A 26,418-nucleotide genomic window follows, 5' to 3' on the forward strand; every position below is an offset into this window, starting at 1 on the left:
TTATCAAAAAATTAAAGGGGCTCCGAACATGTTTTATATCCAGCGCGACAGTGATGGCCACCTGATGAAGGTAGAAAAGAGTCCTTTTCCTGAAATGAATGGCGAATTACCCGATGATTCGCGCGAGGCGCTGGCCTGGATCCGTAGCCATCAGGCGGCGATGTCCAGCTTGCAGCAACTGCGGCAAAGCGATCTGGAAATGGTGCGCGTGCTGGAGGATTTAATTCAGGTTTTGATTCAGAAAGGCGTGGTCAGCATTACTGATTTCCCACAGGCAGCTCAGCTGAAATTGATCAATCGTGCGCAGGCGCGTGAAGCGCTGAATGGCGGGTTGAACAAGCTGATTGGCGATGATGAAGAAACGATGTTCTGAATAGATAATATGTTAACGTCGATCCCAGCTTCTCAATAGAATAGCGAGAAGCTGGGTCGTTAAAACGCAATGAATCCAAACGATGTGGCGTCAGGTTCTGACCGCTGGCATCGGTTCACCCAGCAACCGTCCCATTGCGCCCTGTAAGCCCATTTCCTGAAGCACTTTCAGTTCACCTGCGGTTTCAACACGTTCGGCGATGAGCGGCAGGGCAATACTGTTGGTGGCGCGATACAACGCTTCGATAAACATTTGCTTATCGCCTTCCTGGTCGATATTGCGGATGTAGCTGCCATCGACTTTCAGGTAAGCCAGCCCCCACTGGGACAGGTTACCAATCATATTAAACCGCCCACCAAAATGTTGTAACCCTAGTGCACAGCCATGTTCATTTAACAGCTTGATTAAGGCTTCCAGTTGGGCGCTGTCTGGCAGTTGATTCTCATCCAGTTCCAGAATCAGTCGCTTGGCGACCTCTGGCTGATGCTTCAGTGGGGCTAGCAGGTCGGCGAGCAGATGAAGATTCAGAACCGTGGTACCAGACAAACTTAGCGCGAGGTTACCGTCGTGCTGGCGGAGATAATCCAATACTTCACGCAGCATGGTCTGATCCAGACGGGTATCCCAGCCAAAGCGTTGAATCCACGGCAGGAAGCGGCCTGCGGCGATGCTGTTCCCTTGCTCATCCTGAATACGAGCCAGTACCTTGTGATGCAATACCTGACTGGTGTCGTCACACGCGACGACGGGTTGCAGGAAAAGCTGTAAACGCTCCTGCTCAAGGATGGGATCGAGCAGGTTAAACCACATGTGACGATCGGTTTCGACCTGTTCGGCACTGACGGATGGCATCGTGTGAGGGGCAGTGGTATCGGTATTGCTTTCGGCCTGTGTAAGCGCCTGATCGCCCTGAATAAACAGAGATTGCGCGGTGTCGCCGGGGCGGAACGGTACCATGCCGAATTGGGCGACAGGGGAGACATCGGTTTCACCTGTCAGATGCAAGGTTTCGATGTTACGCGTCAGCTCACCAATCAGTGCATAGGCTTCTTTATCGACCAGTCCCGGGCAGAACAGCGCAAATTCCCCACCGCGGATACGCGCCAACAGGCTCTCTGCATTGGTATTCTGCTTTTGCGTTTTGCGCAGAATATGTCCGACGGAGGCTAACAGTGCATCGGTACGTTGACCACCCAGCCGCTGGTTCATACCCGCCAGATCCTGCACGCGAATCATAATAAGAAAGCCGGGAGCTGTTTCTTCATCGGCCAGTTTGTCATTGAACTGCATGTCAAACGCACGGCGGTTATTCAATCCAGTTTGTGGATCCTGATAGGCTTCCTGACGTAAGCGCTCGCTCCGCTCCGCTTCCTCTTCAAATAGCGTCTTGAGTTTGCTAACCATCAAGTTCATCGCCTGCGCGACGCGGCGGAATTCGGGCGTATTGGGTAAATCCGGTTGGCTAAGGAATTCACGTCGGGTAATTGCCAGCGATTGATCGACAATGTAGTCGAGCGGGCGTAGCTGGCGACGCAGAAACAACGCGCCGATGAGTACACCCAGCGTGCCGCAGCCAAGTAGCCACAGGAAGGTCGCCGTGCTGCTGCGCCACAGTCGAGTTACCGCGAACATCGGATGGCTGACCACTTCGACTTTTGCTGCCTGCTCCCAACCGCGCATGACGATGGCTTCACCTGCACCGGGCTGAAGGTTCACTAATCGGACAAACCAGAGTGGTACGTCAGGGATATCCGGCGATGCGGTGCGTTCCAGCGTGACGTTGCCGGTTTTTAAATCTCGCACGCGGATACTGGAAAAATAGCCGCTGTCGAAAATTGAGCTAACCATCAGTTCCACCATCGCCGGGTCATCAATATTCGGCGTTAGGGAAAGCCCGAGTGCGGTCGCGGCATCCTGTGCGTGAGAGTGAAGCTGGTTATTGTATTGTTCACGCGAATTTTCCAGGCTGACGAAAAAACTTCCGCTGAAAATAATTAGCACAAACAGGCAGATGGCTATCAGTAGTTGTTTGTATAGAGACATAGCCTACCTTTACTCCTCAATTGAAAACCCTTCGGCACGCATTTTGGTTAAGACATCCTGCCAGCGTGAAAGTCGTTTACTGTCGCCGACGCGTTTGTTGCTGCCGCTTGCCCCCGGCAGCCAGAGGCCACCGCCATTAAAGGCGTACACTGGAACTAAATCGTTGCGCTCTGTCGCAGGTTGGATCTTGTCGGTCAGATTATCCAGCACCAGCGGAATCGAGGTTGGCGTGGGGTAATAGGTCACCACCATATGTGCTTTATTCAGACGCAGGGCTTTAACATAGGTGATGCGTAATTTGTCCGCAGAGACGCCTAAATGACGCAGTGTAAAATACTTGGCAAGCGCATAATCTTCGCAGTCTCCGGCGCCTTTACGTAGCGCTTCAATCGGGGTTGCCCAGTAATCTTCCTGATTCCAGACGACGATATCATCGCGAAACAGCATTCGGTCATTGAAAAATTGGTTCACGCTACTCAGCAGAGTTTTTTCATCTTTATTACGGGAATTCACCAACAGCGCCTGCCATTCATCTATCCGGCGGCGAGCATCGGGCGTTGCCGGACCATAAAGCTGCTCGGTTCGCTGATTAATGGTAATAAAATCCCAGTCCGCACGCAGGGAACCCGCCAGCAGAAACAGCAGACAGCTAATAAAGAAGAGCTTGTAACTGGAGATGCTGAACCCGGAGAGTTGCACTGAGGTTTTTCTGCTTACCTTGCGAGATGAATGTGGAGAGTGAATTCGATGCAGAATAGCGTACTTTCATAGGTCTCAAAAGCAGTATATACCTGTAATACTTCAAGCTGCATATGCGTTGGCTACGTTCAAATACTCGGCCCATCGTGGCCTCGCCCTAAAGGGCCGCTGCAAGCAGCGTTCAAATCTGCTCCTGGCAGATTTGTCACCCGAATCACTTACCTGAGTAAGCTCATCGGGATGAAATGAGAGACATCCTGTCTCTCACCGAAGGCCAGCCGCTGGCTGGTCAAATTCGTTCCCGACAAATTTGTCCTTCTCTTGCCGCCTTCCTGCAACTCGAATTATTTGGGGTATAGTGGTGAAAATAGTGGTTTGTCATAGGCGTGTGAAGAACGTTGAAAGAACGCTGACATAAAGCATGAGGTATCAGAATGAGTTCAGGCGTAGTGGATAGAGAGAACCTTAATTTGGGGATGCTGGTTTCCGAAACGCGGAACCCGGCAACGATGACGCTGGATCAGCTCTCTACGCTGGAGATGATGTACGTATTTAACCAGGAAGACCGGAAAGTCCCCGAAGCCATTGCGCAGGTTTTACCCGCGATTGCCGAGGCTGTCGATCTGGCAACGGCGTCGTTGCAGGCGGGTGGGCGTCTGATCTATCTGGGGGCGGGAACCAGCGGCCGTTTGGGCGTATTGGATGCTTCCGAGTGTCCTCCGACGTTTGGTGTGCCGCATGGGCTGGTTATCGGCCTGATTGCTGGCGGGCCGGGAGCGTTACTCAAGGCGGTAGAAGGGGCGGAAGACGATCCTGCGCTCGGTGAAGCTGATTTGAAATCGCTGAGTTTAACGGCTGCCGATATGGTGGTCGGTCTTGCTGCATCAGGTCGGACGCCGTATGTGATTGGCGCATTGCGCTATGCGCGTGACGTTGGCTGCCGGACGGCGGCGATCTCCTGCAACCCGCACTCGCCTATTGCACAGGAAGCACAAGTGGCGATTTCCCCCGTCGTTGGCCCAGAAGCATTAACGGGTTCGACGCGGCTGAAGTCGGGTACAGCGCAAAAGTTAGTCCTGAATATGATTTCTACTGGCGTAATGGTTAAGCTGGGCAAGGTGTACCAGAATTTGATGGTTGATGTGAAGGCAACTAACGTGAAGCTGCTTGATCGTGCCTGTCGCATCGTGGTGGAAGCGACGGGAGCCGATCTGGACAGGGCACGGCAGGCGCTGGTGCAGTCGGATAACGACGTTAAGCCAGCGATTCTGATGCTTCTGGCTAATATTGATGTGGAAGTGGCGCGTGAACGTCTGAAACAGCACAACGGCTATCTGCGTGAGGCGTTACTTGGCGGGTAAGACTATTTTGGTGTCGATCTATCTTGAGGTAAATCGGGGGAAACGTTTTGAGTGATAAGCGAGAGCAACGCATTGTTTTTTTTGATCTGGATGGCACGCTGCATCAGCAGGATATGTTTGGCAGCTTTTTGCGTTTCTTGCTTCGTAGGTTGCCGTTAAACCTCGTCCTGGTTATTCCGCTATTGCCCGTTATTGGGATGGGATTATTGATTCGCGGTCGAGCGGCTCGCTGGCCAATGAGCTGGCTGCTGTGGGCGATTACGTTTGGGCGTGACGAAGACGACCTCGTTCAGCTTGAAAAGCAGTTCGTCGGCGTGTTTCGTCGCGATGTCATACCGTTTCCTCAGGTTCAGCAGCGGCTGAAAACCTATCTTGAAGACAGCGATGCGCAGGTCTGGCTGGTGACCGGATCGCCACAGCGACTGGTTGAAGGGGTTTATCACGATTCACCTTTTCTGCCCGGTGTTCGTCTGATGGGTAGCCAAATTACACGCCGCTACGGTGGTTGGGTATTAACGCTGCGCTGTCTCGGACATGAGAAAGTGACGCAGATGGAGCAGCGCCTTGGCGCACCGCTTAAGCTCTACAGCGGTTACAGCGACAGCAAGCAGGACAATCCGCTGCTCTATTTTTGCGAACACCGCTGGCGAGTGACGCCGGAAGGTAGTCTGCAACAGTTAGAGTAACGCCTTCAATACGCCATCCATATAGGTATAATGCGCCGCCAAAATGGTAAGTGAAATAGCCCTAATGGGATCGGTTCTAAGTGAGGAAATGTGGTTAGCCTGCGTGATAATGAATACTGGATGCGCTATGCATTGACGCTGGCTCAGCGTGCTCAGGATGAAGGCGAAGTGCCGGTTGGTGCAGTGCTGGTGCTGGATAACGAAGCGATTGGCGAAGGGTGGAATCGGCCGATAGGACATCATGATCCTACCGCGCACGCCGAGATTATGGCGCTGCGGCAGGGAGGGCAGGTGTTGCAAAACTACCGCCTGCTGGAGACCACCCTGTATGTCACGCTGGAGCCGTGCATTATGTGTGCGGGCGCGATGATACACAGCCGTATCGGTCGTCTGGTTTACGGTGCGTCAGATGAGAAAACGGGGGCTGCGGGGTCGCTAGTGGATATTCTGCGCCATCCTGGCATGAATCATCAGATCGTGATTGAATCTGGTGTTCTGGCTGATGAATGTTCAGCGACGCTCAGCGCGTTCTTCCGTCTGCGCCGTGAGCAGCATAAAGCCCGTCGTGCCGCAGAGAAAGATAAAAACGCAGCGCAGGAATAGCCTAATGCCGAACGTTTAAGAATCGATATACACGGAGCGACCACGAGGCGAGGTGTCACTATGGAACCCCATCCCCGTGTTTCTCCTAAACGGCGGCTGATGTGATCCGCATTAACGCAGGGGGCGCGGCGTTTTTTCTTCCTTTGCAGATCTATTACGGTACTGTTATTCCGGCACCTTGGTGAGAGGAACGGCTGGATAGCCCAGTGCAATCTGGGTTTGTTGCTGCACTTTAGCTTCTTTTTCTATCAGATAACCTTCCAGACTCACCATATATCGCCGAATGTTTTCCACGTAGTTATAGGCTTCGTGTCCGCGCGCGTAGCCGTAGGTGGTTTGGGTGTAATAGCGCTTTTGGCTCAGCATCGGCAGGCGCATTTTTACATCCACCCAACTGTCGGGGTTACCTTTCTGTTTTTCAGTCAATTTACGTGCATCAAGCAGGTGGGCGTATCCCATGTTGTAGGACGCCAGCGCAAACCAGATTTTTTCATCTTCCGGGATGGTATCCGGCATTTTCTGCATCATATGCGACATATATTGTGCGCCGCCGCGAATACTTTGTTCTGGGTCGATTCGGTCAGTCACGTTCAGGCTTTCTGCGGTGTTACGCGTGAGCATCATCAGCCCACGCACGCCGGTAGGGGAGGTCGCCAGCGGGTTCCAGTGTGACTCCTGATAGGAGATGGCCGCCAGCAGCTTCCAGTCGATATCGGTAGCGTACTTTTCAAACAGTGGACGCAGATCCGGCAGTGTTTCATCAATCGCACTCAGGAACGTGGTGGTATCAACATAGTCAAATTCGCCAACGTGACCGAGATATTTCTCCTCCAGACGCGCGAGCGTACCGTCTTCGACAATCTGGCTGAAAAAATCCAGCAGCGCGGCGGACAGGCTGTCATCGTGTGAACGGCGCATATACCAGGTAACAGGCTCTTCATCGCTGAGGTCGAAGGCGACGGCGAGCTGTGGGTGAATACGCTGCATCAAACCGATGGTGACCGAATCACCCAGCGTATAGTCCAGTTTGCCGTCGGCAACCTGTTTCAATAATTCCTGCGTGCTCTGATCCGAGGCGGATTCCCAGCTCAACTGCGGGTACTTCGCGGCTTTTAAATCGCGTAGGGTCGCTGCATGAGCGGAACCCGACGTAACAACGAATCGGCCTTGTAGCTTATCCAGCGTTTTTGGACGAGGCGATCCGAGGCGGTAGACCATCTGCTGCGAAATGGAGTAGTAGGTCGGGCCGGCACGGAAGCGTTCCAGACGCTCGTGATTGTAAATCAGCCCAGCAGCCAGCAGGTCGGCATCGTCACCGTCCAGATCGTCGAACAATTCGTCAAGATTCTTGCGTGACGAGACCACCAGCTTGACGCCGAGATAATCGGCGAAACGTTTTGCCAGTTCATAGTCCAGACCTGTCGGGGATCCGTTGCTCATGGCATAAGTCAGCGGTGAGTTAACGGTGCTGATACGTAACTCACCGCGTGAGAGGATCTGCCTGAGTTGTACATCCTGACTACTGCGCCAGGGAATACTAGGCCATAGCGCTAACGCCAGCAGTAACGTGATAATCCCGATGAAAAAATAATTTAATTTTAAAGGCTTCAAATAGTTATCTCTCGGCGGCCATGTGGCCAGGCTGTCTGTAACGGCAGTTTTTTTATACGTCATTTCCCAGAGTGGGGGCATTTTGCTTAACAAACCGCCAGTGTGCAACTTTTATTGATTTGGTCACCGATTAATCATTCGGCGGGTGCGAAGTGAAATTATCGCCACGCAAACGGTTTCGTCCGAGGGAAGGATTCTCTATAATATGTGCGTTTCCCCCTGTTGTACCCAGTGGCTGTATCGCAGCCAGTGCATCGAAGACGAGAGAACTTTAGATTATGGAAATACTGCGTGGTTCACCTGCCTTATCGGCTTTTCGTATTAATAAACTGCTGGTCCGCTGCAAAGAGCACGTTTTGCCAGTCAGCGATATCTATGCTGAATACGTACATTTCGCCGATGTCAGCGCTCCGCTGAACAACGATGAACAGGCCAAACTGACACGTTTGCTGAAGTATGGTCCTTCTCTCGCGGAGCACGAACCGCAAGGTCATCTGTTACTGGTGACGCCACGTCCCGGCACCATTTCACCGTGGTCTTCCAAAGCTACCGATATCGCCCATAACTGTGGATTAAGCAAAGTACTGCGCCTGGAGCGCGGTCTGGCTTTTTATATTCATGCGCCAACGTTGAGCGATGAGCAGTGGCAGCAACTGGGGGCATTGCTGCATGACCGGATGATGGAAAGCGTATTTAGCGACCTGAAACAGGCCGAAGCCCTGTTCTCTCACCATCAACCTGCACCTTTCAAACGCATCGAAATTCTGCTGCAAGGGCGTCAGGCGCTGGAAGAGGCGAATATCCGTCTGGGGCTGGCATTGGCAGAAGATGAAATTGATTATCTGCTGGAAGCCTTCACCAATCTGGGCCGTAATCCGACCGATATCGAACTGTATATGTTCGCGCAGGCGAACTCTGAACACTGCCGCCACAAGATTTTTAACGCGGATTGGGTGATCGATGGCGTAACTCAGCCGAAATCCCTGTTCAAAATGATCAAAAACACCTTTGAACACACACCTGACCACGTTCTCTCTGCCTATAAAGACAACGCCGCCGTCATGGAAGGTTCCGCCGTCGGCCGTTTCTATACCAATGCTAGCGGGCAATATGATTACCATCAGGAAGACGCGCATATCCTGATGAAGGTTGAAACGCATAACCACCCAACCGCAATTTCACCGTGGCCGGGCGCAGCAACAGGCTCAGGTGGCGAAATTCGTGATGAAGGCGCAACGGGCCGTGGTTCCAAACCGAAAGCGGGTCTGGTGGGCTTCTCTGTATCGAACCTGCGGATTCCTGGCTTTATCCAGCCGTGGGAAGAAGAAGAGTTCGGCAAGCCAGATCGTATTGTCAGCGCACTGGATATCATGACCGAAGGCCCATTGGGCGGTGCGGCATTCAACAACGAATTCGGCCGTCCTGCACTGACTGGCTATTTCCGTACTTATGAAGAGCGTGTTGATAGCCACAATGGCGCAGAACTGCGCGGCTACCATAAGCCGATCATGCTGGCGGGTGGTATTGGTAACATCCGTGGCGATCATGTCAAAAAAGGCGAAATTATCGTCGGAGCCAAACTGATTGTGCTGGGTGGACCGTCCATGAATATCGGTCTGGGCGGCGGCGCGGCCTCTTCTATGGCATCAGGTCAGTCCGATGCGGATCTGGATTTTGCTTCTGTGCAGCGTGATAACCCGGAAATGGAACGCCGCTGTCAGGAAGTGATCGACCGCTGCTGGCAATTAGGCGAAGCCAACCCGATCCTGTTCATCCACGATGTCGGTGCGGGCGGTTTGTCTAACGCCATGCCGGAACTGGTGAGTGACGGCGGTCGCGGTGGTCGCTTTGAACTGCGCGATATTCTGAACGACGAACCGGGCATGAGCCCGCTGGAAGTCTGGTGTAACGAATCGCAAGAACGCTACGTTCTGGCGGTTGCGCCAGAACAGTTGGCACAGTTTGATGAAATTTGCCGTCGTGAGCGCGCACCTTATGCGGTGATTGGTGAAGCGACGGAAGAACTGCATCTGACGATGAACGATCGTCACTTTAACAACAAACCAATAGACCTGCCGCTGGATGTACTGCTGGGTAAAACGCCGAAGATGCTGCGTGATGTTGAGCGCAAACAGGTAGAGGGTACGCCACTACAGCGTGACGACATCTATCTGGCCGAAGCAGTCGAGCGCGTGCTGCACTTGCCAGTTGTTGCGGAAAAAACCTTCCTGATCACCATCGGCGACCGCTCTGTTACCGGTATGGTCGCGCGCGATCAGATGGTCGGGCCGTGGCAGGTGCCTGTGGCTGACTGTGCAGTGACTACTGCCAGCCTCGACAGCTATTACGGTGAAGCGATGTCTATCGGCGAACGTGCGCCAGTCGCGCTGCGTAACTTCGCCGCCTCCGCGCGTTTGGCCGTGGGTGAAGCGTTGACGAACATTGCTGCCACGCACATTGGCCCACTGACCCGCGTGAAGCTGTCTGCGAACTGGATGGCTGCAGCAGGGCATCCGGGCGAAGATGCTGGCTTGTACGATGCGGTGAAAGCCGTGGGTGAGGAACTGTGTCCGGCGTTGGGTCTGACGATTCCAGTGGGTAAAGACTCCATGTCGATGAAAACCCGCTGGCAGGAAGAAGGCGAAGATCGCGCGGTCACCTCGCCGATGTCGCTGGTGATTTCTGCGTTTGCCCGTGTAGAGGACGTGCGTAATACGGTAACGCCACAGCTGCGTACCGGTCAGGATAATGCGCTGCTGCTGATCGATCTGGGTGCGGGTAATAAAGCGCTGGGCGCAACGGCGCTGGCACAGGTTTATCGCCAGTTGGGTCGTAAAACGGCAGATGTGCATAGTCCAGAGCAGTTGGCGGGCTTCTTTAATGCTATCCAAGAGTTGGTCGCTGCTAAGGCGCTTCTGGCTTACCACGACCGTTCAGACGGTGGCTTGGTTGTGACGCTGGCTGAGATGGCCTTTGCTGGTCACTGCGGCATCACTGTCGATATCGCGTCTCAGGGCGAGGATACGCTGGCGACGCTCTTTAACGAAGAACTGGGTGCCGTTATTCAGATTCCTGCCGCGCGCCGTGCTGAAGTGGAAGCCATTCTGGCGCTGCATGGTCTGGCTAACTGTGTGCATTATCTCGGTCAGGCTGAAGAAGGAACGCGCTTCACCATCAATCAGGGTGCAGAAGCAGTCTATCAGGAAAGCCGTTCGACGCTACGACGCTGGTGGGCTGAAACTAGCTGGCAAATGCAGCGCCTGCGCGATAATCCGCAGTGTGCCGATCAGGAACACATCGCCAGACAGGATGATAACGATCCCGGTCTGAATGTATCGCTGACCTTCGATCCGAAGGAAGATATTGCTGCGCCTTACATTATTAAGAATGTCCGGCCTAAAGTGGCTGTCCTGCGTGAGCAGGGCGTGAACTCCCATGTAGAAATGGCGGCGGCGTTCCACCGTGCTGGCTTTGATGCCATCGATATCCATATGAGCGACCTGCTGGCTAATCGCCGTAACTTGCAGGACTTCCAGGCCCTGGTTGCCTGTGGCGGTTTCTCTTACGGTGATGTGCTGGGTGCGGGGGAAGGTTGGGCTAAATCCATCCTGTTCAACGCCCGCGTGCGTGATGAATTCGCTGAATTCTTCCTGCGTCCGCAGACGCTGGCGCTGGGCGTATGTAACGGCTGCCAGATGATGTCGAATCTGCGTGAGCTGATTCCGGGTGCCGATCTCTGGCCGCGTTTTGTCCGCAATAAATCCGATCGCTTTGAAGCGCGCTTCAGTCTGGTCGAAGTGGATAAAAGTCCGTCGCTGTTCATGAATGACATGGCAGGATCGCGTATGCCGATTGCGGTTTCACACGGCGAAGGACAAGTTGAAGTCCGTGATGATGCACATTTAGCGGCGATTGAAGAGCATGGTCTGGTCGCATTGCGTTATATCAACCATTACGGGCAGGTAACCGAAAACTATCCGGCTAACCCGAATGGTTCGCCAAACGGTATTACGGCGGTAACTAGCACTAGCGGTCGTGCAACTGTCATGATGCCACACCCTGAGCGCGTGTTCCGCACCGTCAGTAACTCTTGGCACCCAGAAGAATGGGGCGAGGATGGCCCGTGGATGCGTATGTTCCGTAACGCACGCAGACAGCTGGGCTGAGTTAACGTCTGTTAGGGAAAGGGGCTTCGGCCCCTTTTTTACGTCTGTTTTCTTGGTTTGTCGTTTTTTTGCGACGAACTGGTTTTTCGTTGTCTCTAATTGGTGACATTTAACGCATTGATTTATATGCATGGCATGATGGTGTGATAAAGCTGTCTGTTTTTAGCGACATAAATCGTCTCTTTTGCGTGTGTTTTCGCTATTTGCATTCTGGAATATTTATCTTTCAATGATGTTTAAAGTAAAAGTCGTTAATAATCAATATTTTGATTTTAGTTTATTCAAGTTGGCATGATACGTGCATTTTAATCAGTGTTGCTCATTCAACTGGTTATGATTGCGTTGCTAACTGGCAAATATTTTCGCTCATAACATCTGGAATGATGCCAAAAGAAAGGGTGCCTATCGTCCACCAGACCGATAACAGGGCGTGAAAACGAACTTTATCAAGCATCGGGCGACACGTTGAGTGAGGCACCGCCTATTCAGTTACGCGGCCAGAGGGAGCGATTCTTCTGGCCGCGTGATGCTTTATTATCACCACATCCCCTCCAGAAAATCCCCCTGATTGCTTTTTACGGCGTTACTTTCTACGGCGTTATTTTTACAGTATTACTTTCTACAGTGTTACATCGGTATTCATGCCGTATTGCGAAGCGTTACGCATGCCGTAAGGGAAAACGTTGAACTTTTATAAGACTCAGTTAGCATCAGAGCGGATTCGATAGGTAACGAGATGATTTCTTTGAAACGATGGCGTTTATTCCCGCGTTCTTTGCGGCAATTAGTAATTATGGCGTTCTTGTTAGTGCTGCTGCCGCTGTTGGTGCTGGCCTATCAGGCTTATCAGAGCCTGAACATGCTGAGCGAACAGGCGGCGGATATTAACCGGACAACGCTGACGGATGCTCGCCGCAGTGAAGCGATGACCAGCGTTGCGTTGGCGATGGAGCGCAGCTACCGGCAATACTGCGTATTGGACGATCAGACGCTGGCGACGCTCTATCAGAACCAGCGTAAACAGTATTCGCAAATGCTGGATTCCCACGCGCAGGTGCTGCCCGATCCCCGTTATTACCAGACGTTACGTCAACTCCTTACTCAGCTCAGCGAAATACGCTGCCACAATAGCGGCCCAGAACAAACGGCATCCAGCCTGCTGGAAGGGTTCTCCCGTGCCAACGGACAGATGGTTCAGGTGACGCGTGACGTCGTTTTCTCCCGTGGGCAACAGCTCCAGCAGGCCATTTCTGAACGCGGCCAGTTCTTTGGCTGGCAGGCGCTACTGCTATTCCTGGTTAGCGTACTGCTGGTGGTTCTCTTTACGCGGATGATTATCGGTCCAGTGAATGGCGTAGAGCGGATGATTAATCGCCTCGGGGAAGGGCGCTCGTTGGGTAACACCAGCACCTTCAAGGGGCCGCGTGAGATTAGGACACTGGCGCAGCGCATTATCTGGCTGAGTGAGCGTCTGTCGTGGCTGGAGTCGCAGAGGCATGAATTCTTGCGTCATATTTCCCACGAACTCAAGACACCGCTTGCGAGTCTTCGGGAAGGCACAGAACTGCTTGCCGATGAGGTGGTTGGTCCGCTGACTGCCGATCAGAAAGAGGTGGTTGATATCCTCGATAGCAGCAGCCGCCACCTGCTACAGCTGATCGATCAACTGCTCGACTATAACCGCAAGCTGGCGGATACACCGACCGAACTGGAGCGGGTTGAAATCGAAGAGATCGTCGATATTGTTGTTTCATCCCACAGTCTGCCTGCCCGTGCCAAAATGATTCATACCGATGTGACGCTGGCCGTCGAACACTGTTGGGCGGAGACGACGTTGTTAATGCGAGTGATTGATAATCTCTATTCCAATGCGGTGCACTACGGTAAGGAATCCGGTAACATTTGGGTTTATAGCCGTCAGGTTGGCAATCGCGTTCAGATTGATGTCGCAAACAGTGGTACGCCCATTCCTGATGCAGAACGAGGCATGATTTTCGAGCCCTTCTATCAGGGAAGCCATCAGCGCCGTGGCGCAGTCAAAGGAAGTGGGTTGGGGCTGAGTATTGCGCGTGATTGCATTCGTCGTATGCGTGGTGAGCTTAGCCTAATTACCGTGGATTATGCTGATGTGTGTTTCCGCATCGAGTTACCCTTATTGCCTGATAACGAATAGTCCGAGAATAAATAAATTCCGAGAATGAATAGATAATGAATATAGGATTTATGAAGGGATGGTTTGCAAATAGAGGGTTTTACCGTCTGTTGAAAACGGTGGTGACGTCGTCGCCGCTCGTTTTGGCTGCGTGTAATAGCCATGTGAACAGCGGCACTGCGTTGCTAGAAGCAGAAGCAATACCGCCGAAAGAGCAGGTTGCCGATTTCCGTATCGCACAATGCGAGCATCTCTGGCAGATAGACGATCGTGAATCCATGAACAACGCGCTGTACTGGCTACGGGCGATGGACTGTGCTGGGCGTTTGACACAATTTCAGGCCCGTGAGGAAGCCGGACAGATTGCGGGTGACGGATGGGAGAGCGTGTTTAAGCAGGGCATTTTGTTGGATAACGCCGGTATTACCCAGGCTGAGCGGCGTCAGGTGTTGGCACAGATCAATTTATATCGTCTGGCTTTCCCTGCGGCGCTGCGTCCGCTGATGCAAACCTGGCGTGACAGACAAACGCTGTTTCTGGCGCTATCGGATGAACGTCTGCGCTATAAGCGTTTACAGGAATCCAGCGATAAACAGCTAGATGCGTTACGAGTGCAGCAAAGTCACCTGCAATACCAGTTAGAAACAACCACACAGAAACTGGAAAATCTGACGGATATTGAGCGTCAACTGTCGTCCCGTAAGCAATTGTCGGGAGAGATGCCAGATAATGATGCTGAGCGTCGCAGTGGTGCGGCTACGAATAGAGACGGCTCGCGTAATTCGGCAACGAAATCCAGAAATGAATCCGTGGATGCGGATGACACCTACACGCCGCCGACCAAGAAGGAGTCAGCAAGACAATGACAGCCAGAAAAACGGCGAGTTTATTGCTCGTGGATGATGACCCTAGCCTGCTAAAACTACTGGGAATGCGTCTGACCAGCGAAGGATTTAGCGTGATGACGGCGGAGAGTGGCCAAGAGGCACTGCGTCTGTTAACGCGTGAGACATTCGATCTGGTTATCAGCGATCTTCGTATGGATGAGATGGATGGTATGGCGCTGTTTTCCGAAATCCAGCGTTATCAGCCAGGTATGCCTGTGATCATTTTGACCGCTCACGGCTCTATTCCCGATGCGGTTGCAGCGACGCAGCAAGGGGTATTCAGTTTCCTCACGAAGCCCGTTGACCGCGATGCGCTCTACAAAGCGATAGATGACGCGATGGCGCTGTCTGCACCAGCAGGTGATGAAAGCTGGCGTGAAACGATCGTAACGCGCAGCCCAATCATGCTGCGCCTGCTGGAGCAGGCCAGAATGGTCGCACAGTCGGACGTCAGTGTACTGATTAATGGCCAGAGCGGAACCGGGAAAGAGGTGCTGGCTCAGGCGATTCATGCGGCAAGCCCGCGAGCGAAGAAAGCCTTTATCGCGATTAACTGCGGTGCGCTGCCGGAACCCCTGTTGGAGTCGGAGCTGTTTGGTCATGCGAAAGGGGCCTTTACTGGCGCGGTCAGCAGCCGTGAAGGGCTTTTTCAGGCGGCAGAAGGTGGTACGCTGTTTTTAGATGAAATCGGCGATATGCCGCTGTCTTTACAGGTTAAGCTGCTGCGTGTTTTGCAGGAGCGAAAAGTCCGTCCGCTGGGTAGTAACCGCGATCTGGACATTGATGTGCGGATTATTTCCGCCACACACCGTGATTTGCCGAAGGCGATGGAAAAGAACGAATTCCGCGAAGATCTGTATTATCGGCTCAACGTCGTGAATATGAAGCTGCCAGCGCTGCATGAACGTGCCGAAGATATCCCGATGCTGGCAAACCATCTGCTGCGCGAATCCGCCAATCGTCACAAGCCTTTTGTGCGCACCTTTTCAACTGATGCGATGAAGCGCTTGATGACGGCAAGCTGGCCGGGTAACGTGCGCCAGTTGGTGAATGTCATCGAACAGTGTGTGGCATTGACCAGCGCACCGGTGATCAGCGATGCGCTGGTTGAGCAGGCGCTGGAAGGTGAAAACACTGCGTTGCCGACGTTTGTTGAAGCGCGGCATCAGTTTGAGCTTAATTACTTGCGAAAATTATTACAGATTGCAAAAGGTAACGTGACTCAGGCGGCGCGAATGGCCGGGCGTAACCGAACCGAATTTTATAAACTGTTGGGCCGTCACGAGCTGGATGCCAACGATTTTAAAGACTAGTGCTGAGAGAACAGGCAGTGCGATGCGGAAGAGTTAAGTACCCAACTCACAAGCAGCGTAAAGTATACGGATATAGATTGTCTGCCTAAGTTCTGACATGCTGTTGACTCGCTGATGCTCGGCTTTGGCCGCAACATAGATAACACAAAGGTTCCTCCATGAAGAAAATTGATGCGATTATTAAGCCGTTCAAACTGGACGATGTACGTGAAGCGTTAGCTGAAGTGGGCATCACAGGGATGACGGTAACGGAAGTGAAAGGCTTTGGTCGTCAGAAAGGCCACACCGAGCTATATCGTGGCGCAGAATACATGGTCGATTTTCTGCCGAAAGTAAAAATCGAAATTGTGGTATCAGATGATATCGTCGATACCTGTGTTGAAACCATCACACAGACTGCGCAGACGGGTAAAATCGGCGACGGTAAAATCTTCGTCTTTGATGTGGCTCGCGTTGTCCGTATTCGTACCGGTGAAGAGGACGAGGAAGCGATTTAATCGTTTCGCCTCACTCCGTCAATATCGTAGATACTCTAAATAATTCGAGTTTCAGAAAGCCAGCCCTCATCAGGCTGGCTTTCTTGCATTTACTTCCCTTTAGGTGCAGTTGGAACCCAACCCGCCAATACCTTGTCTTCGGTGTATTCTGCTGCTTCCGCCTCGCTCAACTGACGGCGCAGATCGTTTTTCTCTGCTCCTGCCCCGCTGGATTTAAACTCGAAAAAGCGTGAGTCCTGCGGATGGAACCAGATTTTCTCACCTTGTTTATCCTTGCCTGACATTTTGTCCCAGCCATAGATGTGGTCATCCATACTGGTGTTCAGGAAGACCGTCTGGCCGATAGCGTTAGGATCGGCATAGCGGCCATCCTCAAAGGTGGTCGTCGGGTGCCAAGGGCGGCCCAGGCCATAGCTTTTCGCTGGGACATCTTTCTCTTTAATCACCCGGCTATTGATAATGACCAAACCATATTTTTGCTTAATGTCGGTGCTGGGGGCGGTGAGATAGCCAAGAGGCTGATCTTTCACGTCGGTACGGTTACGCGCGACGATGTCGCAATCGTCAAACAGCGCAGTACCGTTGCCAAAGATAAAATCAACGGTGCCACTGATTCGGCATTTCGAGAAGAAGCTACGCCCACCTTTCACATACAACGTGTCCTGATAGCCCGTCAGGCTGACATCATGGAACCACGCGCGATCGCTATTTTCGGCAACTAATAATGCAACGGCCTGCGAGTCTTTTAATTTGGTTGGATCTTCATTCGCTTTTGCCTGATTGGCTGGGTAATCGAAATCGTTGCTGATGGTCAGCGAACGGGCACTGAAATCGGGGGCATCGACTTTCACCGTGTTGCTGCCATAGGTTCCCCATTTGCTGCCATCGGCTTTGAGCATCCCTGCGGCGGTGGTTGCGGTGATGACGGTGCCGTCGCGGCTTTCGCCCTGGAGATGAATGTTGGGGCGCGTAATGGTCAGACGCTCATGGTACACGCCATTTTTCACATAGATAACAAACGGAGAACTGTCTGCCGGGGCGCTGGCGATAGCTTCAGTAATGGTTTTGTAGGCTTTGGCGTCTGTTGCATTGGCGGAAACCAGCGCATTGTAGTCGGCTGCCTGTGCTAACGCCCAGGATGAGGAAATTAACATGGCTAAGGTCAGCGTCTTGCAGAGGCGTGGGGCGTTTATCATGTCCAGAGTCCTGTAATCGGTAAGGGAAAGAGGAAGGTTTATAACGCGCGGCTAAATAACACCGCGCGTGGTTCTGTCTTATCGTTTTGCCTGACTGATGACTACTTGTGTTTGCTGACGGTTTTCTCCGCCAGTGCTGCTAAAGCGGGTTCTTGCCGAATGGCGTTAGCGACAATCTCTGCCACGGCAATAGCGCCTTTTTGCTGGAAATGGGTGGTGTCCGGTTTGCTCAGGCTACCTGCCTGATCGCGATAGTAAGGGTATTTCTTGGGATCGATCACCAGCCAGTATTGTTTCCAATGGTCGCTGTTGCCCTGATTTGCCAATGCAATAGTGGCGGACTCAACATCCAGCAAAATGACTTTATTATCCTCAGCGGTGTCCTTGATGGTCTGGCTGTAATCGCCAACGAAGGCATAACCGTTGTCCGCATTTTGTTTGGTGAAGTGGCTATGTACGGCAGGTGTGCCGTTTTTCCCTTCAGCTGTTTTCACTCGAGTGGTCGGAGTAAGCAGAACCGGCGTGAGTTTGTGCTGACGAGCGAAAGTGATATAGCGTTCCAGCGAGGTCTGGAATGACATATCGGCTTTCCCCTGTGGTGCCTGCTTTTTCCCTGCGGCATCGTTCGGGTAAGTACACAAGTTCGCGACGTCAGCGGGGCCACGTACTTCTTTCGCACCGTTGCAATTTTGATCGTTGTGTCCCATTTGTATAAACAGGAAGTCACCTTCCTTCATCAATGGCTGCATCTGGCGGAACCAGCCCTCGTAAAAATAGTCGCGTGAGCTACGTCCTGCGCGCGTGCCATTGACGACCTTCACACTACTGTTTTTACTGAACTGCTGTTCAAAAACCTGACCCCATCCCATACGCGGGAAACGCATTTTTTCATAGGTTGCTGCCGTTGAATCGCCAACGAGGAAAATGCGGGTTTGTGCTTTCTGGATGGCATCCAGACTCTGGCGGGCAGAGCGATAGTCTAACGGTTCATAGTCGCCTTTATCATTCAGGCCGACAATCGGGTGAAATGCGCTGTCAGTCAGCACGGTGTGGCCGGAGTAACCTGTATTGTTGTGATAGTTGCGGTTATGGTTAATGACGTTGATGATTTTGGTGACGGCTTCCTGTTGGCCTGCGGGGTAGGTAAGGGGATCGAAGCGTGTAGGGGCGCTGATACCCGCCTGTTTTAACGCGCTATTAAAGCCAGCATGGAAATCTGCATAGGCTGATTTCCATGCTGCGGCGTCCAGTTTTGGTGATGCAGTATCATCCGTTAACTGCTGTGGGCCAATGTAGCCTGCTGCCACCGCGATATCTGAGGTAATGCGGTCAGTCAGTGGGTTGATATTGGCGATATTTTCTTTGCCGTCATGCAATGAAGGGGCGACGGCGGACAGACAAATTGCACGAGAAATATTATTCAGCAGGCAGTTATTGCCGCCGGACTCGATGGCTAAAAGGCGTAACGGCGGTGTTAGGCCAGAGATATCAAGGTGATATTTACCTTGATCATCACTCTGTGTCTGTCGCTTCTGGCCCTGTTGGTCTCTGATAATGATGGTGGCGGGTAGATGGATATCCCGCGCGGTGACATTGCCGGATAATCCGGTTTTTTCACCCAGCGTTGAACCCGACAGTAATTTAACGCTCTCTGGCGCGGCGGTCTGATGCGCCGCTGCTGGCGTTTTAGCGTGTACCAGTGTGAAAGGGGCGGAAAGTATCAGAGCTAAAGCTACACTTTCTGAAAAACGTTTTGCCATGGTCAGACATATCCCTTGTTGGTTAATCGAAAACGGTTAATGAATCCAAGCGTTATCAAAAGAAGGCCGCTATTTTTTATCGTTCTTGTCACGACCTTCAGAGAAAACGTCGGGGCTTTTATTGTGCACCTAAGCCGATTCAAGGGCGATGCCTATATCCGTCATTCTTCAAGTTGTAGGTGCGTTAGCTGCGATACTCGGCACGCAAAGCGTTGGCCCTGACGGGCCAACGCTTTGCGTTGTTCAAAACGCTAACGTTTTGTCCTGCAACTCGAATTATTTAGGCTATAAACGCAGAGATCCTTGGTGAAATAACTATTCATTAAAAATGAAATGTTATTTTAATAAGGCTTGGGTTTTTGTGACCCACCTCTTTTTTAGCGGAGCACTGCCGTATTGGCATATAGATTTGTGATCAATAAGGTGTTTTATACCCGTTATACTTCAAGCTGCTTGCGCGTTGGCCGCCCTTACTCACCCCAGTCACTTACCTGAGTAAGCTCTTGGGGACTAATGAGCCTCATAAATGAGACTCACCCTTCGGGCCAGCGCTAGCGCTGTTCAAATCGGTCTAAGACCGATTTTTCGCGCAGTTGCCGCGTTACAAGGCCAAAAATGGGCCTTGCCCTAAAGGGTCAACGCAGAGCGTTGTTCAAAACGCTAACGTTTTGTCATGCAACTTGAATTATTTAGGGTATATGTTGGTGGTTTTCTGAAAGATGAAAAAAGGTCGCAAAAGCGACCTTTGGGTTCGATCCGTCACCAATGAGGGTTAGACGACTTTATGTGGACCAAAACATTCGTAATGTAGCTGTTCTGCGGGTATGCCCATTGTCAGCAGCTGTTGTGCGACAAACTGCATGAAAACTACAGGGCCACACAGGTAATAGTGCATAGCGGGCGTGGTTAATTCGCCTTTTAGCGAGGCCAACTGCATCAGTCCGCTATGATGATAATCTTCGCCCGGACGATCGGCCTGTTGAGGCTCTCGATACCAAATATGCTGCTCGAACTGTGGCAGCGACTGTCCCGTTTTTTTGATTTCATCAGCAAACGCGTGTGCTGTACCGTTTTCTGCCGCGTGGAGCCATAACACCTTCGCCTGATGATCCTGCTGTTTTAGCGTATGTAGCATGCCCAGCATAGGGGTTTGCCCTACGCCGCCGGAAATCAGGGCAACCGGTGTGTCGGTTGGAATATCAAGGAAGAAGTCGCCGTGTGGAGCCGCCAGATGAACAATATCGCCTTCGCGAGCGGTATCATGCAGATAGCCGGAAACAGTGCCTTGTACTTCACGTTTAACCGCAATTCGATAGGATTTTCCATTCGGTGCATGGGTCAGAGAGTATTGGCGAATCTCTTGATTGGCGAAACTGTCATGCTTGATATAAATCGCCAGATACTGACCCGGTTGAAAGTCTGCGATAGGTTGGCTGTCGGTGGGTTCCAGTGTGAAGCTGGTAATCACAGAGCTTTGCGGCTGCTTGTTCACAATACGGAAAGGTCGCACGCCGCTCCAGCCGCCATTTTTCGCTTCGGTGCTGCGATAGATATCGTCTTCGCGCTGGATGAAGACATTTGCCAACACGCCATAGGCTTTACCCCAGGCATCCAGTACATCTTGGCCGGGGCTAAACATTTCATCCAGCGTGGCCAATAAGTGACTACCTACAATCTGATACTGATCTGCCTGAATATTAAAGCTGGCATGTTTCTGGGCGATACGCTCAACCGCAGGCAGCAGCGCGGCCAGGTTTTCAATATTCGCCGCATAAGCACAAATGGCATTGAACAGCGCTTCCCGCTGATCGCCATTGCGCTGGTTGCTCATGTTAAAAATATCTTTGAGCTCGGGGTTATGCGTAAACATGCGATCGTAGAAATGGGCGGTCAGTTTCGGGCCGGTTTCCGCCAGTAGAGGAATGGTTGATTTAACGATGGCGATAGTGTGGTTATCGAGCATGGTGACTCCTATTTATTGATGTTATTTATAAGTTGTATTTTATATGCATCTTATTGAGTTTGTCTGTCTCTGTAAATTACCTTTTTGGTGGTAGGGGTTTTTTAGCGTGAGTCAGCGGGAATAACATGAAGAAATAGCAGGTTGAGAATGAAGAAAAATCTGTTTGCCGTCACGCAGCTCATATCTGCTGAGGCCTTGTGCTGCCTATAGCTAATCGTTTGCGTAAAAACCTCTGTCAAGACCTATCTTCATTAGGGAAAAACGGTTTACACTATACGCCATTCCCCAAAAGGGTAGCCCAATTCCCAAATGGGTCATTAATTCCCAGTATATTTATGTTAGCTGAGTCAGGAGATCCGGATGTTAAAGCGTGAAATGAACATTGCCGATTATGATGCCGACCTGTGGCAAGCAATGGAGCAAGAAGTGGTGCGTCAGGAAGAGCACATTGAACTGATTGCATCAGAAAACTACACCAGCCCACGCGTTATGCAGGCTCAAGGGTCTCAGCTGACGAACAAGTATGCTGAAGGCTATCCGGGCAAACGTTACTACGGTGGCTGTGAGTATGTGGACATCGTTGAGCAATTAGCGATCGATCGTGCTAAAGCGCTGTTCGGTGCAGATTATGCCAACGTGCAGCCGCACTCCGGCTCTCAGGCTAACTTTGCCGTCTACACCGCGCTGCTGCAGCCGGGCGACACCATTCTGGGTATGAACCTGGCACACGGTGGTCACCTGACGCACGGTTCTCCGGTTAACCTGTCCGGTAAACTGTATAAAGTCATCCCTTACGGCATCGATGAAAGCGGTAAAATCGACTACGACGAAATGGCTGAACTGGCGCGTACGCACCAGCCAAAAATGATTGTTGGCGGTTTCTCTGCTTACTCTGGCGTAGTTGACTGGGCGAAAATGCGTGAAATCGCTGACAGCATCGGTGCTTACCTGTTTGTTGATATGGCGCACGTTGCTGGTCTGATTGCCGCAGATGTTTATCCTAACCCGGTTCCTCATGCTCACATCGTGACCACGACGACGCACAAAACGCTGGCTGGCCCACGCGGTGGCCTGATTCTGGCGAAAGGCGGCGACGAAGAGCTGTATAAAAAGCTGAACTCTGCTGTTTTCCCTGGCGGTCAGGGTGGCCCGTTGATGCACGTTATCGCGGGTAAAGCTGTCGCACTGAAAGAAGCGATGGAGCCTGAGTTCAAAGTCTACCAGCAGCAAGTTGCGAAAAACGCCAAAGCAATGGTAGAAGTCTTCCTGTCACGTGGCTTCAACGTGGTGTCTGGCGCGACCAGCAACCACCTGTTCCTGCTGGATCTGGTCAGCAAAAACCTGACGGGTAAAGAAGCCGATGCTGTTCTGGGTCGTGCGAACATCACCGTGAACAAAAATAGCGTGCCTAACGATCCGAAGAGCCCTTTCGTGACTTCCGGTATCCGTATCGGTACGCCAGCGGCAACGCGTCGTGGCTTTAAAGAAGCGGAAGTGCGTGAACTGGCTGGCTGGATCTGTGATGTGTTAGATAACATCAACGACGAAGCAACCATCGAGCGCGTGAAGCAAAAAGTTCTGGATATCTGCGCCCGCTTCCCGGTTTACGCATAATTCGGCATTTTTCTCTGACATCACTGTCGGAAAATGTCTCAAACGCCAGCCTGTGTGCTGGCGTTTTTTATGGCGTGCCATCCCTGGCCGCCACCCTGCGGGCCGTCGCAAGCGACGTTGAAAAACGTTCCCCACGTTTTTTTATGGCGTGCAATCCTTGGTCGCCACCCTTACGGGCCATTGCTGACGTAACGTTAAAAATTTCTCCCAGAAATTTTTTATGCCTGTTGATCAAGCTGATACCTTCATTCGCGTTTAATAACGAATAACGCGTTGCGCCGCTGCATGCAGTCTGACACAGTAACCAGCAAAAAAAGTAATCGGCAAAAAAGTCACTGGTAAAAAGAATCGCCAGCAAAAAACGTTGGTGCATTTTCAGTGAAAAATTATCAACGCCGTGTTTGCGACGGTTTGTAGGATGGTGAACGGGTGTGTTCGCCGCCGAAAGGGAGAAATCATGGTGTTGCAATCGACGCGCTGGCTGGCGCTGAGCTATTTCACATACTTTTTTTGTTATGGCGTTTTTCTGCCGTTTTGGGGCGGATGGCTGAAAGGTGAAGGGCTCTCGGCAGAGTCGATTGGTATGCTGTTGGGGGCCGGGCTGGTGGCGCGCTTCGTCGGCAGTCTGGTGATTACGCCCAGCGTGAAAGATCCATCCAAACTGATTACGGTATTACGTGGACTGGCGTTGTTGTCACTGGCGCTGGCCATCGGTTTTTGGCTGGGCAGTGCCTGGCTGTGGCTGATGATCGTCATGATTGGGTTTAACCTGTTTTTTGCACCTTTGGTGCCACTAACCGATGCGTTAGCGGCGACCTGGCAGCGGCAGGTGGTGATGGATTATGGCAAGGTACGGGTTTGGGGATCGATCGCGTTTGTTATCGCCTCGGCGGCGACGGGCGAACTGGTTGCTATCTGGGGGCATCCCGCGATTCTGGCAATCCTCAGCGCCGGGCTGGCTGTCATGTTGTTAGGCATGTTGTTTCGGCCCAGCGTGATGCCGCAGGCCGCAGCCTCAACAGCGCACTCGTCCAGCGTCACGCCGTGGAAAACGTTGCTGAGTGAACCGGCGGTATGGCGTTTCCTGCTTTGTGTGTCTCTGTTACAGGGCGCACACGCGGCTTATTATGGTTTCAGCGTGATTTATTGGCAGGATTCAGGCTATTCCGCCTCGATTATCGGCTATCTCTGGTCGCTGGGCGTCGTTGCGGAGATTGTCATTTTCACCTTCAGTCAGCGTTTGTTCCGACGCTGGAGTGCCAGACAGCTTTTACTGCTTTCTGCAGTATGCGGCGTGGTGCGTTGGGGTTTGATGGGGGCGACGGTGGCCCTGCCGTGGCTGATTGTGATACAGATATTGCACTGTGGTACGTTCACCGTTTGCCATCTGGCCGCCATGCGCTTTATTGCGGCTCGCAGCGGTGGTGACGTATTGCGGTTACAGGCGGTGTACTCTGCGTTGGCGATGGGCGGGAGTATTGCTGTGATGACAATGGTGTCCGGTTTCCTGTTTGAGCATTTGCAGAGCGGCACGTTTTGGGTGATGGCGCTGTTGGCGGTTCCTGCACTGTTTATCCGGCCCTCTGTCAGCCACCATCGTGCTGTCGAAAAAGCCTAAGCAAATGGCGCGTACTGTCAATATAACGTATCGTGGTAAAAATAATGTTACATTATAACGCTTTTAACGGGTGGTCCGGACGGATAACGTGGCTCATGGCAGGTCTGGCGTTTGGTCAGCCCGTTTTCGCTCACCCACACAGTTTTATTGATATGCAGACGACAGTCGAGAGTCAGAACGACAACATCACCGGTTTACGTATGCAATGGACGATGGATCCGATCACGTCGGCTGACCTGCTATATGACGCTGGAAAGGCGAAAATCGGTTCTGAAGTCTGGAAAAAACTGGCGGCGGAAGTTATGGCTAATGTCTGGGGGCAGCACTATTTCACCGATATTTATCGTGATAATCAGCCCGTGAAATATACGCTGCTGCCAACCGAGTATCACCTTTCCCGCAAAGGTAATCAGGCGGTACTGGAATTTGTGCTGCCGCTGGCACATCCACAGCCGCTGGCCGGAAAACCGTTGCTAATTTCTACTTACGATCCTACCTACTTTGTCGATATGTCCTATCAGAACGACAAGGCCGTTAAGCTGGCACCCGCGCTGGCGTCACGTTGTAAAACCACGCTTGTCACGCCTAAACCTAACGCTGAATTGCAATCTTATGCGTTGTCGCTAGATAAGAATGATGCACCGGATGAAGACATGGATCTGGGGAAACAGTTTGCACAGCGGGTGACGTTGCAATGTCAGTGAACCTTGGCTCGCTGCCGCGTCCACGTTTGCTGTTGAACCGACTGCGCGATCTATGGCCGCTGTGGCTATTTTTGGCGCTGTTTGCCTCGGTACTGCATTACATCGTGGGATACTGGCCGCAAATCGTGCTACAAAGTGCGATCTGGCAGAAGTCGCTGCACCAGCAGATGTCGCATCTGTTGCAGATGGTAGAACAGCAGCCGCATCAAGCTGGGCTGAGTTTAATGATGTTCAGCCTGGTCTATGGCGTGCTCCATGCTGTCGGGCCGGGGCACGGCAAAGTCGTCATCATGACCTATTTAGCGACGCATCCGTCGAAGCTGAAAAGCAGCCTGAAGTTAACGCTTGCTGCCTCGCTGGTTCAGGGGCTGATGGCGGTAGCGCTGGTGACTGTTGTACTCGGGATCTTGCAACTGTCGAGCCGAACGCTGCATAACAGCAGTTTCTGGATGGAAAAAGGAAGCTTCGTGCTGGTGGCGGGACTGGGGCTGCTGCTCTGTTTCCGTGCGCTGAAACAGCTGTATATCGTATTAGTTCGGCAACCCAAGCCTGCGACTATTTTGCGCATTATTCCTTTACCTGTAACCCAGTTTAACGTGCCAGCTCATGGACGTATGACGCTTAGCCCGATTTCTGCGCCGTCTCACTCCCTTCATCAGCACGATGCCGATTGTGGCTGCGGGCACCGCCATGTCCCTAGCAATGAAGAGCTTGAGCGCGATAGCAACTGGCGTACACGTCTGATGATTGTGCTGGCGATGGGGATGCGCCCGTGCTCAGGTGCCATTCTGGTGCTACTTTTCTCTAAAGTGATCGGCGTTTATCTGTGGGGCGTAGCTTCTGCGCTGGTGATGGCCGCCGGAACTGCAATTACGATCTCAGCACTGGCTGTTCTGGTCTTTTACTGCCGTCGCGTCATTGAACGGTTAGGTGCGAATCGCGCATCACCCGTGTGGCAGCGTGCGACTTTTTCTCTTCTGGCTCTTGCTGGCGGGATGATTTTGGTTGGCTCCGGTATCCTGCTTTACCTCAGCGCACAGCCCGCGATGATGGGCGGTATTCGGCCATTCTCCGGCTGATTTCACTTTTTATTAACCTCGCATTAAAAACCCATTGCCTCCGATAATCACGGCGGGATATCATTTCAATAATGATAACTATTATCATCTATA

Annotated in this window: 20 protein-coding genes; 13 read left to right on the forward strand and 7 right to left on the reverse strand. The window is 52.2% G+C overall.

Translation table 11 applies throughout. The annotated features are described in order from the left end of the window. Window positions 1–28: 28 nt before the first annotated feature. Complete coding sequence (locus tag DUT67_RS06135) at window positions 29–373, forward strand: hypothetical protein (protein WP_048261536.1); 345 nt, start codon at window positions 29–31, stop codon at window positions 371–373. A 90-nt stretch (window positions 374–463) separates the two neighbouring features. Here the strand turns inward: DUT67_RS06135 and lapD are convergent, their stop codons facing one another. Next, the gene (gene lapD, locus DUT67_RS06140; RefSeq protein ID WP_113633066.1) at window positions 464–2,416 is read right to left on the reverse strand and encodes a cyclic di-GMP receptor LapD; all 1,953 of its coding nucleotides are present in this window, start codon (window positions 2,414–2,416) and stop codon (window positions 464–466) included. 9 nt (window positions 2,417–2,425) lie between these two features. Further along, window positions 2,426–3,115 carry a cysteine protease LapG gene (lapG, locus tag DUT67_RS06145; RefSeq protein WP_113628124.1) on the reverse strand — a complete coding sequence of 230 codons (690 nt, stop codon included), beginning with the start codon at window positions 3,113–3,115 and terminating at the stop codon, window positions 2,426–2,428. Between the two features lie 434 nt (window positions 3,116–3,549). Here lapG and murQ point away from each other — a divergent pair, with 434 nt between their 5' ends. From murQ to tadA, 3 genes are all read left to right on the forward strand, one after another. Then, the gene (gene murQ / locus DUT67_RS06150) at window positions 3,550–4,476 is read left to right on the forward strand and encodes an N-acetylmuramic acid 6-phosphate etherase (protein ID WP_113633067.1); all 927 of its coding nucleotides are present in this window, start codon (window positions 3,550–3,552) and stop codon (window positions 4,474–4,476) included. A 47-nt stretch (window positions 4,477–4,523) separates the two neighbouring features. Continuing rightward, window positions 4,524–5,162 (forward strand): phosphatidylglycerophosphatase C, encoded by a 639-nt coding sequence (gene yfhb / locus DUT67_RS06155; protein ID WP_113633068.1) that lies wholly within the window; start codon window positions 4,524–4,526, stop codon window positions 5,160–5,162. A gap of 120 nt (window positions 5,163–5,282) precedes the next feature. Continuing rightward, window positions 5,283–5,765 (forward strand): tRNA adenosine(34) deaminase TadA, encoded by a 483-nt coding sequence (tadA, locus tag DUT67_RS06160; RefSeq protein WP_368350137.1) that lies wholly within the window; start codon window positions 5,283–5,285, stop codon window positions 5,763–5,765. Window positions 5,766–5,930: 165 nt separating this feature from the next. Here tadA and mltF read toward each other — a convergent pair whose 3' ends face one another. Then, complete coding sequence (gene mltF / locus DUT67_RS06165; RefSeq protein ID WP_189339558.1) at window positions 5,931–7,376, reverse strand: membrane-bound lytic murein transglycosylase MltF; 1,446 nt, start codon at window positions 7,374–7,376, stop codon at window positions 5,931–5,933. Window positions 7,377–7,654: 278 nt separating this feature from the next. Here mltF and purL point away from each other — a divergent pair, with 278 nt between their 5' ends. The 5 genes from purL to glnB all read left to right on the forward strand — a co-directional run bounded on the left by purL (window position 7,655) and on the right by glnB (window position 16,391). Next, the gene (gene purL, locus DUT67_RS06170) at window positions 7,655–11,542 is read left to right on the forward strand and encodes a phosphoribosylformylglycinamidine synthase (RefSeq protein WP_113633070.1); all 3,888 of its coding nucleotides are present in this window, start codon (window positions 7,655–7,657) and stop codon (window positions 11,540–11,542) included. A 736-nt stretch (window positions 11,543–12,278) separates the two neighbouring features. Next, entirely contained in the window at window positions 12,279–13,715 is a 1,437-nt protein-coding gene (locus DUT67_RS06175) for a HAMP domain-containing sensor histidine kinase (protein WP_039297538.1), read from the forward strand. Window positions 13,716–13,750: 35 nt separating this feature from the next. After that, on the forward strand, window positions 13,751–14,560 hold the full coding sequence (gene qseG / locus DUT67_RS06180; protein ID WP_113628130.1) for a two-component system QseEF-associated lipoprotein QseG: 810 nt from the start codon (window positions 13,751–13,753) through the stop codon (window positions 14,558–14,560). After that, entirely contained in the window at window positions 14,557–15,894 is a 1,338-nt protein-coding gene (glrR, locus tag DUT67_RS06185) for a two-component system response regulator GlrR (RefSeq protein WP_048261519.1), read from the forward strand. The genes qseG and glrR overlap by 4 nt, the downstream gene beginning before the upstream one ends. A gap of 158 nt (window positions 15,895–16,052) precedes the next feature. After that, window positions 16,053–16,391 carry a nitrogen regulatory protein P-II gene (gene glnB, locus DUT67_RS06190; RefSeq protein WP_005970202.1) on the forward strand — a complete coding sequence of 113 codons (339 nt, stop codon included), beginning with the start codon at window positions 16,053–16,055 and terminating at the stop codon, window positions 16,389–16,391. Between the two features lie 89 nt (window positions 16,392–16,480). On the opposite strand, the gene pemA is transcribed toward glnB, so the two are convergent. The 3 genes from pemA to hmpA all read right to left on the reverse strand — a co-directional run bounded on the left by pemA (window position 16,481) and on the right by hmpA (window position 21,310). Then, window positions 16,481–17,587, reverse strand: coding sequence for a pectinesterase PemA (pemA, locus tag DUT67_RS06195; RefSeq protein WP_113628131.1), 1,107 nt, complete (start codon window positions 17,585–17,587; stop codon window positions 16,481–16,483). 101 nt (window positions 17,588–17,688) lie between these two features. Then, a complete protein-coding gene (paeY, locus tag DUT67_RS06200; protein WP_113628132.1) occupies window positions 17,689–19,347 on the reverse strand; it encodes a pectin acetylesterase PaeY in 1,659 nt (552 codons plus the stop codon). Between the two features lie 772 nt (window positions 19,348–20,119). Next, window positions 20,120–21,310, reverse strand: coding sequence for an NO-inducible flavohemoprotein (gene hmpA, locus DUT67_RS06205; RefSeq protein WP_113633071.1), 1,191 nt, complete (start codon window positions 21,308–21,310; stop codon window positions 20,120–20,122). 360 nt (window positions 21,311–21,670) lie between these two features. On the opposite strand from hmpA, the gene glyA reads away from it, so the two are divergent. Beyond that, complete coding sequence (gene glyA / locus DUT67_RS06210; RefSeq protein WP_113633072.1) at window positions 21,671–22,924, forward strand: serine hydroxymethyltransferase; 1,254 nt, start codon at window positions 21,671–21,673, stop codon at window positions 22,922–22,924. Window positions 22,925–22,991: 67 nt separating this feature from the next. On the opposite strand, the gene DUT67_RS06215 is transcribed toward glyA, so the two are convergent. Next, complete coding sequence (locus tag DUT67_RS06215) at window positions 22,992–23,393, reverse strand: hypothetical protein (RefSeq protein WP_145962316.1); 402 nt, start codon at window positions 23,391–23,393, stop codon at window positions 22,992–22,994. Here DUT67_RS06215 and DUT67_RS06220 point away from each other — a divergent pair. The 3 genes from DUT67_RS06220 to DUT67_RS06230 are packed head-to-tail and all read left to right on the forward strand — an operon-like array spanning window position 23,382 to window position 26,325. Then, window positions 23,382–24,542 carry a 3-phenylpropionate MFS transporter gene (locus DUT67_RS06220; RefSeq protein ID WP_113628136.1) on the forward strand — a complete coding sequence of 387 codons (1,161 nt, stop codon included), beginning with the start codon at window positions 23,382–23,384 and terminating at the stop codon, window positions 24,540–24,542. The two genes, DUT67_RS06215 and DUT67_RS06220, sit on opposite strands and share 12 nt — an antisense overlap. A 44-nt stretch (window positions 24,543–24,586) precedes the next feature. Next, entirely contained in the window at window positions 24,587–25,246 is a 660-nt protein-coding gene (locus DUT67_RS06225; RefSeq protein WP_113633073.1) for a DUF1007 family protein, read from the forward strand. After that, window positions 25,237–26,325, forward strand: a complete 1,089-nt coding sequence (locus DUT67_RS06230) for a nickel/cobalt transporter (RefSeq protein WP_113633074.1) — start codon at window positions 25,237–25,239, stop codon at window positions 26,323–26,325. The genes DUT67_RS06225 and DUT67_RS06230 overlap by 10 nt, the downstream gene beginning before the upstream one ends. Window positions 26,326–26,418 lie beyond the last annotated feature (93 nt).

The sequence above is a fragment of the Pectobacterium peruviense genome (genome assembly GCF_003312355.2).
GTDB classification, from domain to species: Bacteria; Pseudomonadota; Gammaproteobacteria; order Enterobacterales; family Enterobacteriaceae; genus Pectobacterium; species Pectobacterium peruviense.